The sequence below is a fragment of the Phycisphaerales bacterium genome (assembly GCA_029268515.1).
Lineage (GTDB): Bacteria > Planctomycetota > Phycisphaerae > Phycisphaerales > SM1A02 > JAQWNP01.
This window is the reverse complement of sequence record JAQWNP010000018.1, coordinates 13,864-28,982: the sequence shown is the minus strand read 5'-3', so window position 1 is coordinate 28,982 and position 15,119 is coordinate 13,864. Positions and strand designations below refer to the sequence as shown.

At 51.4% G+C, this 15,119-nt stretch carries 9 protein-coding genes and 1 tRNA gene; 8 read left to right on the top strand and 2 right to left on the bottom strand.

Going from position 1 to position 15,119, the window contains the following annotated elements:
* The first annotated feature begins 6 nt into the window (after positions 1–6).
* The 6 genes from argE to P8J86_12690 all read left to right on the top strand — a co-directional run bounded on the left by argE (position 7) and on the right by P8J86_12690 (position 8,517).
* Positions 7–1,149, top strand: a complete 1,143-nt coding sequence (gene argE / locus P8J86_12715; protein ID MDG2055551.1) for an acetylornithine deacetylase — start codon at positions 7–9, stop codon at positions 1,147–1,149.
* Positions 1,149–2,444 (top strand): formimidoylglutamate deiminase, encoded by a 1,296-nt coding sequence (locus P8J86_12710; GenBank protein MDG2055550.1) that lies wholly within the window; start codon positions 1,149–1,151, stop codon positions 2,442–2,444. The genes argE and P8J86_12710 overlap by 1 nt, the downstream gene beginning before the upstream one ends.
* Before the next feature lie 367 nt (positions 2,445–2,811).
* Positions 2,812–6,000 carry a hypothetical protein gene (locus P8J86_12705; GenBank protein ID MDG2055549.1) on the top strand — a complete coding sequence of 1,063 codons (3,189 nt, stop codon included), beginning with the start codon at positions 2,812–2,814 and terminating at the stop codon, positions 5,998–6,000.
* A gap of 307 nt (positions 6,001–6,307) precedes the next feature.
* Entirely contained in the window at positions 6,308–7,261 is a 954-nt protein-coding gene (locus tag P8J86_12700; GenBank protein ID MDG2055548.1) for a hypothetical protein, read from the top strand.
* Positions 7,262–7,535: 274 nt separating this feature from the next.
* Entirely contained in the window at positions 7,536–8,198 is a 663-nt protein-coding gene (locus tag P8J86_12695) for a class I SAM-dependent methyltransferase (GenBank protein MDG2055547.1), read from the top strand.
* Between the two features lie 19 nt (positions 8,199–8,217).
* Positions 8,218–8,517: a DUF493 domain-containing protein gene (locus P8J86_12690; protein ID MDG2055546.1), complete on the top strand. Its 300-nt coding sequence runs from the start codon at positions 8,218–8,220 to the stop codon at positions 8,515–8,517.
* Here P8J86_12690 and P8J86_12685 read toward each other — a convergent pair.
* Positions 8,507–10,822, bottom strand: coding sequence for an aminotransferase class III-fold pyridoxal phosphate-dependent enzyme (locus P8J86_12685; GenBank protein ID MDG2055545.1), 2,316 nt, complete (start codon positions 10,820–10,822; stop codon positions 8,507–8,509). The two genes, P8J86_12690 and P8J86_12685, sit on opposite strands and share 11 nt — an antisense overlap.
* A 136-nt stretch (positions 10,823–10,958) precedes the next feature.
* Here P8J86_12685 and P8J86_12680 point away from each other — a divergent pair, with 136 nt between their 5' ends.
* Both P8J86_12680 and P8J86_12675 read left to right on the top strand, forming a co-directional pair.
* The gene (locus P8J86_12680; protein ID MDG2055544.1) at positions 10,959–12,467 is read left to right on the top strand and encodes a potassium/proton antiporter; all 1,509 of its coding nucleotides are present in this window, start codon (positions 10,959–10,961) and stop codon (positions 12,465–12,467) included.
* 49 nt (positions 12,468–12,516) lie between these two features.
* Positions 12,517–14,934, top strand: coding sequence for a DUF6288 domain-containing protein (locus P8J86_12675; GenBank protein MDG2055543.1), 2,418 nt, complete (start codon positions 12,517–12,519; stop codon positions 14,932–14,934).
* Positions 14,935–14,999: 65 nt separating this feature from the next.
* Here the strand turns inward: P8J86_12675 and P8J86_12670 are convergent.
* A tRNA-Met gene (locus P8J86_12670) sits at positions 15,000–15,073 on the bottom strand.
* Between the last annotated feature and the right edge of the window lie 46 nt (positions 15,074–15,119).

The following is a 15,119-nucleotide window of genomic DNA, read 5'->3' as shown; positions in this document are numbered from 1 at the left end:
CTTGGTATGAATTCCTTACTGAGCGATATTGATCTGGCCCAGCGGTTGATTGCCTTTGATACCACCAGCTGTGAAAGTAACCTTGAGCTGATCTCTTGGGTGGCAGAATACCTGGATGCCAGTGGGGCCAAAGTCGACCTCGTCTCATCAGAGGATGGGCTGAAGGCCAATCTTGTGGCAATGGTTGGGCCAGACTGTGAGAAAGGTGAGGGGCTCACCCTCTCTGGGCATGTCGATACCGTGCCAGCGGACGAAGATGATTGGATCAGTCCTGCGTTTGAGTTGACTGAACGAGAGGGCGCTCTATTCGGTCGTGGTAGTTGTGATATGAAGGGTTTCTGTGCTATTGCCGTCAATGCGTTGCGAGCAGCGTCACAGCGAACACTGAAGGCCCCGTTATGTGTGCTGCTGACCTATGACGAGGAAGTTGGATCTCTCGGCGCCAAACAATTGTCTCAACAATGGAAACAGCCTCTTCCACGCGCGACTGTTGTTGGTGAGCCAACCTCGCTGCGCGTTGTCCGTATGCATAAAGGTCACTTGAAAATTCGGATTGACGTCAAAGGAATACCGGCTCATAGTGGCAGCCCACACCTGGGTCGCAATGCGGTTGAGGAAGCGACACGCATTGTCGCGTTACTTCAAGAGTTGAGCTTGCAAATGCAGCAAGAGTCTCTGGAATCCAGTCAGTACTTTCGTGGTGTGCCATACGCGGTATTGACAGTCGTTGGCATTCGTGGCGGAAACGCGATGAATATTGTCCCTGAGAAGTGTGAGATTGACCTCAGCGTCCGTCTGCTTCCTGGGCAAGATAAGGCGGTGCTGATGTCTCGTATCAACAGCTGTATTGCTGATGCTGGCGATGGTGGAAAGATCGTCACTGCTGAGGAGAACCCCACGCTGCTCACGCCGCAAGAGGCCTCTATTTGTGAGGCATGTTGCAAATTGGTTGGACAAACAGAAACCCTGGGCGTGTCTTATGCCAGTGACGGTGGATTCCTTGCGGCCCTTGGTCTTGAAGCGGTGTTGTTTGGCCCTGGTGATATTGGGGTCGCACATAAGAGCAATGAATATGTGCCGATTCATGAGTTTCGAGATTGCAGTGGTTATGTCGAGGCTCTTGCTTTGCAAATGTGTGGAGGTTCCTGATGAGCCAGCGGATTGAACCGGCTTTGCTTTGGGATGGATCAGCATTTGTTGAATCGATGGCTGTCGTCATCGATGATTCGGGGCGGATCGCTGCGGTTGAGCCTTCCACTGGTGAAGGTGAGCAGTGGCCTGATAAGGCACTCATGCCTGGATTTGTTAATGCTCATAGCCATGTGTTTCAGCGCGCGATGCGTGGTGATGGTGAGCGTTTTATAGAGGGTGTTGGAAGCTTCTGGACTTGGCGTGAGCATATGTATGAGCTTGTTTGCCAGATAGATCAACAGCATCTCTATGAACTCGCTGTGGAAACATATCGAGAGATGCGAGCATGCGGTATGACCACGGTCGGTGAGTTTCATTACTTACATCATGTTGATGGTCAACGCCGTTTTGAGTTTGACCAGGTCATTCTTGATGCTGCTGCCGCCGCGGGTATTCGCGTGGTGTTGCTGAATGCGTATTACGTCTCAGGTGCGATCGGTGAACCGCTTAGTCAGAAGCAGCAGCGATTTGATGGCTGTGATTCAAGTACATTTTGGAAGCAGATGGATTTGCTTTCTAAGCGTGTGGAGGGTCAGTCTCAGGCTCATCTTGGCGCCGTGATCCACTCGATTCGAGCGGCAGGGGATTTGACTGAGATGGCAAAGGTGGCTCGAGAGGCACAGGTCCGCGGCATGGTCTTGCATATGCATGTTGAAGAGCAGCCGGCAGAAATAGCGGCATCTCTGAAAGCCTACGGTCGAACTCCAATGTCTATCCTGATGGAACTTGCTGGGGTTGGGCCACGTTTTACAGCAGTGCACTGCACGCATACGGCTGAACGTGATATGGATGACTTTTTGCAGGCGGGCGGGACCGTTTGTATTTGTCCATTGACCGAGGCAAACCTGGGAGACGGTCTTGCCAATATTCCATTTATTCTCCGGCATGGAGGTCGCATCTGTTTAGGGAGCGACTCGAATGCGCGTATTGATATGCTCGAGGAGATGCGGCTGCTCGAGTATGGTCAGCGATTATTGAATCAGGGGCGCGGCATCATTCGTGATCAGCAGGGGCAGATGGCTCCACTGCTTATGCAGGCGGCAACGCTCAATGGAGCCCATAGCCTTGGGCTTCCTACAGGGGCCATTAAGCAGGGGCGACTTGCCGACCTGGCTTGTATTAACTTGCGGCATCAGCAGTTAGCACATATTGACCCAGTCAACCTGGCCGAAGCGATGATTACTGGCTGTGATGGATCTGTCGTATCGTCGACCTGTGTTCATGGCATCTGGTCGTCTGGGGACTCTAACTAAGGTCGTAACAGCAGGTTTGTTCTGTTAAAAGTTGATGAGTCTGGGGTGTATTCAGCTGGAACCGATGGCCAATTCAATGCGAAGAGTCTCATGAGAAGGCTGTTTTTTAGCTGACGCAGGCGGATAAGGCGATCTCGATGCCTGTTTTTAGGCTCAAAAAGCTGCTGTTCTGAGTTTGAGATCGAGAAGTTAACATGGGCATGATGAACCATCATGCAATTTAGAGAAATAGTAAGAGAAGGTTTGCAGCATCATTCCGTGCAATAGCCCGTTTTTAGGCTTGTAATGAATAGAAAGCTCAGTCATTCTGTATATTGAGCTGGACGATCATTATTCGCCCAAGTGCGGCAAGAAACTAGGAGATAGCATGAATAAGTTGTGTTTTCGGTTGTTCGTAGCCGGTTGTGTATCGATCGGAACGACTACCTCCGTGGTCGTCTCAGATCCAGTGTCACTTTCCAAAGCCGATCAGGCCATGCAGGCGTTTACCAAGAGCAAGCCTCGGGCTCGGTTCATGGAAGCAACTCCAGGTGTCCTGAACATTTCAGATAAGCAAATCGCCACAGCTCGAACGGCCAAGGGGTCAGGTGAGCAAGCACTCAATACGCTTGCACCAGCCTTGGGACTCGACTCCAACGAGTTTATTCCAGTTGGCCCGTTTCCATCCGGTCAGCATGAACTGGGCTTGATGTATCAACCTGATACCGGTGACTACAAGTTCACTGCTTACTATTGGACGCAGACGGCTGGTGGAATTCCAGTGTTCCGGACGCGTTTTATGGCCTTAGTAAGAAACGATGTTGGTTTCCCAACAGTACACGTGACTGCGAATACGCGAGCTGTTGGCAATTTTCAGCCCCCAGTCGTGATGATGGTGAACCGTGTCATGGCGATGAATGCTGCAGCCATGAATGTTGGCCCGAACCCTGAGATTTCTGAACCAAAAATGGCGGTCTACGCAGGTATGGGTGAAAAGAACTTCACTCCAGTGACAGCAATGGTTTTTGAGGCCTCATCGGGCACGACTTGGGATGCGGACTACGCGAAAAAGTTGCTCGTCGTCGACTTGGCTACTGGTCAAGTTGTGTATGAAGAAAATATGATCCTGCATGGCGTGGAGGGCACTGTTCAAGGTCAAGCCACGCAGGGCAGTGGTGCTGATGAGTGTGAGGCTGAACAATATGAGCCTCTGCCATACGCGCTGGTCACGAGTGCTGGTTTGTCAGCCTATGCCGATGAGAACGGTGACTTCCAACTTAATACAAGCGGCACAGTGACGGTCAATAGTGGTGTTGAAGGTCGCTATTTCTCCGTGAACAACCAGTCTGGCTCAAATGGTTCAGCCAGTGCGTCAATCAATGACGGCGGTTCCGGGTTGCTTAGTCATAATGCAACGAATTCATCTGAAAGTGAGCGAGCTGAAGTAAACGCCTACATTCAATCGAATGTCGTCCGAGACTTCGTGCTTGAATACCATCCAGATTATCCAACCGTCAGTACTGAGTTGGATTTTTCGATCAATGTTGGTGTGAGTGGTACTTGCAATGCTTTCTATGACGGAAGCTCGATCAACTTTTATAACGCGGGTGGTGGCTGCAATAACACAGCGTTTTCTGTGGTTGTGCACCATGAGAATGGTCACCACTACGTCGCTACAGGTGGATCAGGCCAGCAGCAATATGGCGAGGGTATGAGCGACTGTTTCGCTGTACTCGTCTCAGGTGATTCAAAACTGGCTCGAGGCTTCTTTCAGGGCGACTGTGTAGATGGTATTCGTAATGCAGATAACAGTTATCAGTATGGCGGCGCCTGCAGTGGTATTCATGACTGTGGCCAGTTGATTTCAGGCTGTATTTGGGATTCACTCCAGTTGTTGCCTCTCGAGACTGTGGCGGCACTAACGGTCAACTCTGTTCCAATGCATGTCGGGGGTGGAATTGCTCCGGACATTTTCCTGCACTGGTTGCTTCTTGATGATGATGATGGCGACCTTGATAACGGTACGCCTAATTCAGTACTTCTTACGCAGGCATTTGCGCTGCATAACATGAGTGAAATTCCTGAGCCTTTGGCGAATGATGAATGCGGCAGTGCCACTGAGATTACTTGGGGTACGCATCCAATCAATACGCTTGGTGGTAGCACCAGTAGTGATGCATATAACGACGCGCAATGCTCTGGAACATCCCTTGGTGCGATGACTGCTGATGTTTGGTACCGAGTGCAGGCTTGTGGTACTGGTACTATGACAGTGAGTACCTGTGACCAGATCTCCTTCGATAGCGATATCGTTGTCTATCAAGGTAGTAGTTGTGGTACGAAGACCCAAGTCGGCTGTAATGGTGATGATGGTGGCTGTGGCGGTTATTCTTCTATTGCATCTGTGAACGTCACCGAAGGCGAGACCTATTTCATCCGCATCGGTGGATGGGATGGCGCTGCTGTTGGCGCAGGTAGCATCATCGTTTCTGGTCCTGGTGAACCTTGTGAAAATGGACCAGTAGTGACAGTGAGTTATCCAGATGGTCGTCCCGATACCATCGAGCCTAGTGGTGGAACACAGGTCAGTATTCAGATTGACAGTGGCTCTTCTAGTCCTGTCTCTGGTACCGAGTCGCTGAACTATCGTGCTGATGGTGGCGCCTGGTTATCTCAGGCTCTCTCCCCTCAGGGTGGTGGTTCTTATCTTGCGACCTTCCCTACAGTTGAGTGCGACAGTGATGTCGACTGGTATATCTCAATGGATGTCGTTGCAGACGGTGATGGAACTGTGTCTCAGGTGACGAGTCCATCCGGCGGTGCAAGTGATCCATGGGGCACAACCGCTGCTGGCGATATTGTGAAGAAGTTTGAAGATGACTTCCAAGACGATAAGGGTTGGACCGTCAGTTCTGACGTCTCGACTGGTGCTTGGGAACGCGTCTTGCCAGCTGGTAGTAGTGGTGGTCGCTGTGATGCTCCAACGGATGCAGATTCATCTGGAAACGCATATGTCACTGGCAATGCGTTTGATGAGGATGTCGATGGTGGTACCACCACTTTGGAAAGTCCCGATATGGATGCTTCTGAGGGCGGCACACTGAGTTACTGGCGTTGGTACAGCAACGGCTCAGACTGCGGAGGTGCTGATTCTCAGAATGACATCTTTGAAGTTGAAGCTTCATCAGATGGTGGTAACACTTGGTATGACGTTGAAACACTCGGCCCAACCGGCAGTGAAGTCAGTGGTCAGTGGTTCCAGGTCAATGTTGATCTCGATACGCTTGCGGGTTTCACTCCAAGCTCTAACTTCCGCTTACGCTTTATCTGCGGTGATCTCAATAGCGGATCCGTTGTTGAGGCATCTGTCGATGGTGTTGAGATAAAGATCACCGACTGTGGTGTTGCTTGTCAGGGTGACATTGATGGTGATGGGACGGTTGGAATCTCCGACTTCTCATTGTTCCTTGTCGACTTTGGAACTTCGAACCCTCAATCTGACTTTGATGGCAGTGGTGTTGTTGATATTGCAGACTTCAGTATCTTCCTGGTCAACTATGGAGATTGTGATAGCTAAGTCATAATGCTGTTGTAAAAAGTTCTGCTCAGTATCTAATAGCAGTGGGCCTCCTCAACTGAGGGGGCCCGCTTTATTTTTGATCAAGGAGTGCTCATTTTGGGGTCCGGTTGGGCGTGCTTGCTCAGCTGGTGGGCGCAACTACTGCTGCTTTCGCCCTTTATAGCTATATAGAGTGGTGATCCCATCGCTAACTGAGATCGTATCGCCCTAAGGAGGCAGGCAATCAGTATCATGATCTGCCTTGTATAGGTGGCGTTGATGTCAAGGCTGCACGGGGAAGTTAAAAATAACATTGGAAACAACTATGTCTTTAAGAATGAAATGTAAGCAATACACTTCACTTGCGGTGGCCGTCACATTTGTCCTATTGCTCAATGCGTGTGGTCCTTCATCTGCACATAAAGATACGCCAGATGCAATGTTTGTTGCAGCGAAAGAAGCGGTCATTAATGATAAGCCGGTGGCTCTTTGGAATGCGATGCCATCAACTTACAAGACTCAGATCAATGGTCTCGTGCATGACTTCGGCGCCCAGGTAGATGCTGCTGGCTATGACGCCGTTATGGGAATGGTTCGTGATGTTGCTGCGATGCTCAAAGATAAAAAGACCTTCGTTTTGAACTCGCCGATGATTAAGTCTCAGATGGCCAGCGAAGATATTCCCATGAAGGTCATGGAAGAGAATTACGACATGATGGTGACGTTCTTGCAGGCACTGTCTGACAGTGATTTGGGGAGCGCCGCCGGACTGCAGAAGGTTGATCTAGGTGCCATCATCAATAAGTATGGCGGTACGATGATTAAGCTTGCTAAGTCGGTGATGGAAGCAGCGCCACCAAACAGCGCTGCTGAAGTTGCTCAGGTCAAAATGATGATGGAGATGTTGAAAAAGTCATCCTTCGTTGTGACCAACAAGACCGCAACCACAGCGACTGTGACAGTCAGTGAGCCTGGCCCAGATGGTAAGCCAGCACCTGGTCAGGCAGTTACGATGGTCAAAGTTGATGATGGATGGGTGCCTCAAGAAATGGCGGACCAATTCGAACAGGCAATCGCCCAGGCGAAAGCTCAGATGGCAGTAGAAATGCAAGATCTGAATAGCGGTTTGAAGCAGGCGCCGATGTTAGTAGGCATGGCGTCAGGTATGATGGAGCCTCTCAAGAAGGCAAAGACCCAAGCAGAGTTTGATAAGGCTGTGTCTCAACTGATGGGCATGATGGGTGGTATGGGTCCTGGTCCTGGTGCTGGTCAAGGCTAATAGTGGTCATGATCACAACCGATCTTTAAAAATGTTGCTGGCAGCTGATCGTAGATCAGCTTGATAGAAAAGCAATTTCGAATCAAAAGCGGGCGGCTCAACGGAGCTGCCCGCTTTTTCATATTTGATGGGCTGGTGCCCCCGGTGATAGCGATTCCGCCGAAGCGACGCGCACAAGATTTGATATCGCTCTGATTTCAGCGTTTGTGTTTTATGACAAGGGTCAACGTAAGTCATTATTATGAGCAGTCGTCTTTGGACATAGGAGATCAATATGTCGCGTCGAACAAATCAAATTGATGAAATGTTGCAGGACTGGCTCCATGCAAATTCACTGCGAAAGACTGAGGTGCAGCGAGAGCTTCGTGAGGCCATGGTGCAGCATCCAGAAGGTGAGATGCAAACCTCGCCAGAGCAAGTGCAATTTATGGGCTTGATGCTCAAGGCAATGAATGCCAAATGTGTGGTTGAAGTTGGTGTTTTTACGGGCTACAGCGCGTTGGGTATGGCGCTCTCTCTTCCCAAGGGCGGCAAACTCATTGCTTGTGACATTAGTGAGCAGTACATGGCTGAAGCACGATCTTGGTGGCAGAAGGCTGCAATTGATCATCTCATTGAAGAGCGTATTGGTCCAGGCGCCGACACGCTTCGGGCTTTGATTGAGGAGGGTCATGATGGAACAGTCGACTTTATGTATGTCGATGCTGATAAGACGGGCTATCCAGACTATTACGAATTAGGTTTTCAGCTACTACGGGTTGGCGGCATTATCGCCTTTGATAATATGTTTCGGGGTGGAAACGTTGCTGATTTGAAAGTCAACGATGAAAATACGGTTGCAACACGGGCGCTCGCATCCAAGCTGCTCCATGATGATCGGATTGAGTACAGCCTGGTCCCAATTGGTGATGGCCTTGGCTTAGGTATGAAGCGGTAGTCTTAGATGGAGTTTTGGTATGAGTTCCCCGGAAGATTCAGTTGTTCCTGATGGTAATGAAGAACAGAAGCAGCCTGAACTTGAGTTGGCCTATCCATGCCAGTGGGGCTATCGTTTGATTGGCCCCGATGGCGATGAAATTAAGCGCATGGTGGCTGCGGTCCTTGGCGACCGTCCTTATCAAATCACCGCGGGAAAAACAAGTAGCGGCGGTAAGTATGTATCGCTGAATTTGCAGCTAGAGGTGTCCAGTGAAGAAGATCGCAAGTCTCTGTTTAAGACGTTGAGTGTATCGCCAGCGGTCAAGGTTATTCTCTAGTTGTGCCTTCGCTTAGCTCACTTAGAGCATCATCAAGTAGCCGAAGTGTCATATTGATGTCACTGATGTCGACGACCATTGGTGGCTTGATCTTGATGACATTATGGAGTGGCCCGTCGGTGCTCAACAAGACGCCATGTTCCCGCATCGCATTGACGATAGCCGTTGCCTGCGCCGCGGCTGGTTCGCGTGTGTTGTGATCTGTGACAAGCTCAATTCCTAAGAAAAGGCCGTGCCCACGGACATCGCCGATGAGCGGGTGCCGAGATTGCATTTCTCTTAGGCCCGTCAAGAAGTGGGTGCCAAGGGTGCGAGCATTTTGCTGAAGGAGCTCTTGCTCAATGACATCGAGGACTGCATTGCCGCAGGCGCACGAAACGGGGTTGCCGCCGAACGTTGAGAAGAACTCCATTCCGTTATTGAATGCTTCTGCGATTTCTTTGGTTGTGACCACGGCACCCATTGGATGGCCATTGCCGATTGGCTTGCCCATGACCACAATGTCAGGGATCACATCGTGTTGTTGGAATGCCCAGAAGTGACTTCCCACTCTTCCAAAGCCAACTTGCACTTCATCGGCGATACATAAGCCTCCAGCCTGGCGCACATGTTCAAAGGCGGCCTTGAGATATCCTTGCGGGAGTGGTATTTGTCCACCGCAAGAGAGAATGGGCTCGGCAAAGAAGCCAGCAATTGGCTGCCCATTTTGACGGGCGTTTTCTAAAAGGGCAGGTAGCTCTGCTGCATAGGCCATCGCTGCTTCTGATGGAGAGCCACGATAGCGTCCGCGATAGAGATCGGGGCTCGGCGCAATCTGGATCCAATCGGCCTGCCCGCTCCCTCCGGGGCCATTAAATTTATAAGGGCTCATGGCAACGCAATTGCCGGTGTTTCCGTGATAGGCGCCGTCGATCACCATCACGCCATTGCGTTTTGTGGCGGTGCGTGCCAGTCGAATCGCCAGTTCATTGGCCTCTGATCCAGAGTTGACCAGGAAGCATGTATCGAGCGCATCGGGAAGGGTGGCACAGAGCCGATCTGTGTATTGGATGATGCCTTCGTGGAGATACCGCGTATTGGTGTTGAGGGTTTCTATTTGTGTGGTGAGGGATGCAACAACGTGGGGGTGGCAGTGTCCGACGTGACAGACGTTGTTGACCATGTCCAGATATGGCCTTCCGTCGGCACTGATAAGGAACTGCTGCTGCCCGCGAACAATATGCAGCGGTTTTTTATAGCTCACAGAGAGCGTTGTACTCAAATGAGCATCACGACGTTTTGTGAGTTCGTCAATAGTGGCTGTGTCGTTGGGTGTCGTTGAGGTCAGAAGGTCAGTAGCTATAGAGGGGCTGATTGATGAAAACGCTTCTAATGCAGTCCAGGTCGTTTGGTCGTGTGAAAACCATGTGGTGTGTTCGGGTTGATGCTGTCGTCGCTGGGCACTGATGCAGAGGCTCGTGGCCAGGCGTGTGAGGGCCAGCGGGAACAATACTTCTTGCTCGCAAGGCGTCAGCTGTCGAATGCTCTGGTAGCCTGCAATCAGTGACGCGCTGTTTTTCAGTGAGGCGTTGGGTTGCTGAAGCGCATAAGCAAGGCATGTTCCCAGGTCGACAATGAGTTGGCTATATAAGCAGTCACTTGCATCAATCAGGCCGACCACATCATCGCCATCCATCAGAATATTTTCATCATTGGGGTCGCCATGTAGCATGCCCATTGGGCAGCGAGCAAGCAGCGGTTGCGTAATGCCCGCGTGTAATTGATAGCAGTATTCGAGTACTTGTCGCTGATGTCGGTCGGTGATCAGGTTGACTGTGTCTCGATGTTGCTGAGCATTGGCAAGATCCCAACGATGTGATCGCTCTGCTTCGGAAGAGGTGATTCCAGTCGTTGCCTCATGGGCCCGAGCAAGCAGGGCGCCAATGTTATAGAGGCCAGTAAGGCCCACTGCCGCCGTGCGCCACGCGGTTCCTGGCAAGAAAAGCTGTAGTCGCGCATCAAGAAATTGTCCTGTAAGTGACACTTTGACAATCGTCTGACCATTGGCGTCCGGTACTGTTGTGGGCACCGGGATATCTGCTTGCCGGAGCGTTTCAAGGACTGTCTCCTCAAGACGGACATCCGTAGAAGGGTCAAGGGTGATTTTCAGGACATGCTTTTGTGTCGACTTGCTGGTCACCAGAAAGTTGGCGTTCTCTCCGGGCAGACGTTTGACGGTTCCCTGCATATGCCAATAGTCAGTAAGCAGCTGGTGGGCAACTTGGTCAAGGTTCAGTGGCTCAGTTGCAGAGTGAGGCACGGTCATAGAGGCGAGCCTATCAGATGGCCTCGTCGCTGGGTATGAGATTGTTCAAAGGTACAGTTCATGGCTCTGTGTGTTACTGTTTGAGTCAAAGGCCGCTCAGCGGCTCAAGATTTACAGTTTATTGAAGGTCTTGCTTTTGGAACATCTTTTCTTTGAACAGCTTCCGTTTATTACGCTGATTGTTGGCGTCTTGCTTGCAGTTGGCGCCATTCTTGGTCGCTTAGGCCGGTTTATTGGTCTGCCTGCGGGACTACTCTTTCTGGTTGTCGGGATGTTGATTGGTGAAGATGGTATCTGGGGCGTTGAGTTTGATGATTTTGATCTGACCTACGCGTTAGGTTCCACGGCATTGGGTCTGATTCTGTTTCACGGTGGTCTGAGCACGCCAGTTGCGACGCTCAAATGTGCATGGAAGCCCGCACTCGCATTGGCAACCCTTGGTGTGATCGGTGTCACCGTAGTGACCGCATTTGGGCTGTGGATTACGAATCCTGAGAATACGATCGCAGTGTGCCTTCTCATTGGGGCCATTCTCGGATCCACCGATGCTGCTGCGGTTTTCGATCTCTTGGCTGGGCAGAAACTCAAGGGGCGTGCCAAAGAGATTATTGAAGTTGAAAGTGGTCTCAATGACCCGATGGCCTTTGTTCTTGTATTTGGTTTCACGGCCCAGGTGGCCTATGGCACTGAGCCCGGTATGCCACTGGTTTGGTTCTTATGTGAACAGATGTTCTTGGGGGCCATCTTGGGAGTTGTCTTAGGTTGGATATGGCTACATATCCTGAGAAAGGCACGCGTTGGACCAGGCTTGTATCCAGTGCTTGCCATCGCGGCTGCGATCACGACATTGGGTATTACTATGCAACTTGGAGGTAGCGGATTGCTTGCTGCTTATTTGGCTGGCATGGTGATCGGTAATCACAGTATTCCATATCGCCCCACAGTTGATCGCATCTTCGCAACACTCGCTTGGGCCAGCCAGATCACGATGTTCTTTATTCTCGGTCTTCTCGTGACGCCGAGTCTTCTGATTGCAGATCATTATGAACTGATGATTGGTGGAGCACTTTTGGCCCTTTGGGTCGCCTTTGTGTCTCGTCCGCTCGTGGTCGGAACCATTTTGCTTGTGTTCCGAGTGCCATGGAGAGAGAACTTGTTGATCTGCTGGTCGGGTTTACGAGGTGCTGTGCCGATTATCTTGGCCACAGTTCCGGTTTTGGCCATGTCAACAGGAAATGATGCTATGGATCCGAACCTCGTTCGCATTTATGGCGTTGTTTTTATGGCTGTTGTTGTTGGAAGTATTGTGCCTGGGTTTTTAGTTCGCCCAGTCACGCGCTGGCTTGCGATGAACGCGGGTCGTGTTATGGAGCCTGAAGTTGAATTGGATATTGTGTCAGGTGGGACGTTAGAGCACATCAACAAGACGTTCTTTGTTTCAAGCGGTAGTGTGGCTGATGGTCGTACGATTAAGGAAATTGGCTTCTCGCACGGGGTCACTGTCGTGATGGTGCTCAGAAACGGAGAGCTGCATACGCCGCATGGTACGCTTCGTGTTCTCGCAGGTGATCATGTGATGCTCGTTTATAAGCCCAAGTTTGCGTTAGAGGTCGAACACTCTTTTATAAAGAGGGCAGAGGCATAAAATAGTGTGGCTCCTGGTGCCGGTGTGGGTGGGTGATGAAAGGACTCTTATGTACGTAGTTCGGCTGCTCATTTTGTGTGTTGCTCTGGGTGCTGGTTTGAATCAAGCCCGTGCCAGTTTGTTGATGGGTCCGTCTTCAAAGGTGCCGAATCCTGATTTTACGATGGGCGAGAAGATTCCTGATGGTGCGAGTCATGATTGGAATCTTGGCCCAATCGGCGTTCGAGGCTGGATGCATAGCAATGGACTGGAAACCACAGAAGCTCGGCAAGTGGTCATCACCGACGTCGCCGTGGGATCGCCTGCGGACGGCTTGTTAGAGCCGGGGGATGTGATCCTGGGTGTCGCCAGTCAGCCATTTCGATTTGATCCACGAACTGAAATCGGCCACGCAATCAGCGGCGCTGAGGCATCGGACGGGCGGCTGGGCCTGATTCGCTGGCGGAATGGCAAGCAAGAAAGTGTTTTTATATCTCTGCCAGTACTTGGTCGGTACTCGCGATCGGCGCCCTTTGACTGTGAAAAATCAGCACAGATTTTCAGAAACGGCTGCGCAGCGCTTGCCAGGCGCATCGAAGCGAATCCGAGCAAGGGCAACCCAATTGAACGCACGTTCAATGCTTTGGCATTGCTTGCCAGTGGCGATCCACAGTACCTACCACTTGTACGGGCGCAAGTTGAGTTGGTGTCAGACTATTCTGATCTTGAGCGCCGTTCATATCACTCATGGTGGTATGGGCCGATCAACATATTGATGGCTGAATATGTATTGGCTACTGGAGATCGTACCTTTATGCCTGATCTAGAACGTATCACCATGGAGATTGTTCGGGGGCAGAGCGAGGTGGGATCATGGGGGCATCGGTTCGTTCAGGGCAATGGTCGCTTGGCTGGATATGGCATGATGAACGCACCCGGGCTTCCGTTATCTATTTCGTTGGTGCTTGCTCGAGAAGCTGGCGTAAAAAACCCGGAACTTGATGAGGCTATTGACAAGAGTGCGCGACTTATTCGGTTTTATGTCGACAAAGGGAGTGTGCCTTACGGTGACCATCAGCCCTGGATTGAGATGCATGAAGACAACGGAAAAAATGGTGCTGCAGCAATGTTCTTCGATTTGCTCGGTGATGTAGAGGCTGCTACTTATTTCTCTCGAATGAGCGTTGCCTCGCATGGCGCTGAACGTGATACCGGTCATACCGGCAATTACTTCAACATGCTTTGGGCGATGCCAGGTGTCGCGTTGTCGGGATCGCATGCCACGGGCGCATGGATGGAGGAGTTTGGGTGGTACTTCGACTTGGCGAGATCTTGGGACGGAACCTATGTTCATCAAGGGCCACCACAGCGAAAGCCAGACAGTTATGGTGGTTGGGACGCGACTGGCGTCTTTTTACTTGCCTACGCGCAGCCACTGAACACGATCTATCTCACTGGTCGCAAGCCAAGCATCGTTCCAGAGGCAGATCGGCGGAGCGCTGAATTATTGATCGCCGATGGACGTGATTGGGGGCCTCGCACTGGCCTGGAGACCTGGGCGGAACGCTCAGATGAGCGTCTCTTTCGTGGGCTTAAGAGTTGGTCGCCAGTCGTGCGAGAACGTTCGGCAATCGAACTTGCTCGCCGCGATGGTGATCCCACGCCTGTACTGCGTAGGATGCTTTTGGGAACTGATTTGGATGGACGACTTGGCGCGTGTCAGGCTGCGATCATGTTGAAGGATCGGGCAGCCTCTCTGGTGCCAGCACTGAGAGTCACTCTTGAAGCTGATGATCTTTGGCTGCGCATTAAGGCTGCAGAAGCCCTCGCGGCCATTGGTGATGCTGCGATGCCAGCGCTTCCAGAGCTCCTGGCGATGCTCACGAAGACGCCCGGTGAGGCTGATCCGCGCGGGATGCAGCAGCGCTATCTTTGTCTTGCTTTATTCGATAGGCGCGATGGAATGCTTGGTCGTTCATTGGAGGGTGTTGATCCTAAAGCACTGCAAGCGGCCGTGGTGGCAGGACTGAAGAACGAAGACGGCCGTGCTCGGGGTGCGATCGGATCGGTCTATCGTAATCTTTCGTATGACGCGATAGAGCCATTGTTGCCAGTCATTCATGCCGCGATTGTTGAGCCCGCTCCAAGTGGCATTATGTTTGGTGATGTCATTCGACTTGCTGGACTTGAGTTTCTTGCAAAGCACAGGATTGCAGAGGGCTTGCCTTTGTCTGTCATGCTGATCGATCCTGGCCGCTGGGGCGCAGACAATCGGATTCGTCGTTGCTTGGATGTCATCCGAATTTATGGCGGTGCCGCCCGTCCCCAGATCGCTCGTTTGAAATCGCTGCCATCTGAATTAGCTGCAAACGGTTGGAAGGCAAAAAAGATTGACGCACTTGGCATATCCGAACTGATTCTCGAAATCGAAGAAGACGTTAGTCCGGCGCCACTGCGGCCTCTTGAGGCAACTCGTCAGGGGACTTAGGGGCCACAGCCCCAAAAAGAGAACAACCCTCTTCGTTGAAGGAAGAGGGTTGATTTCGTGTTCAATAGCGGGGGTAGGATTCGAACCTACGACCTCCGGGTTATGAGCCCGACGAGCTACCAGACTGCTCTACCCCGCAGTAGACCAGCAAGGATACAGTTCTTGGGGGTTGGGTCAAGATGGGG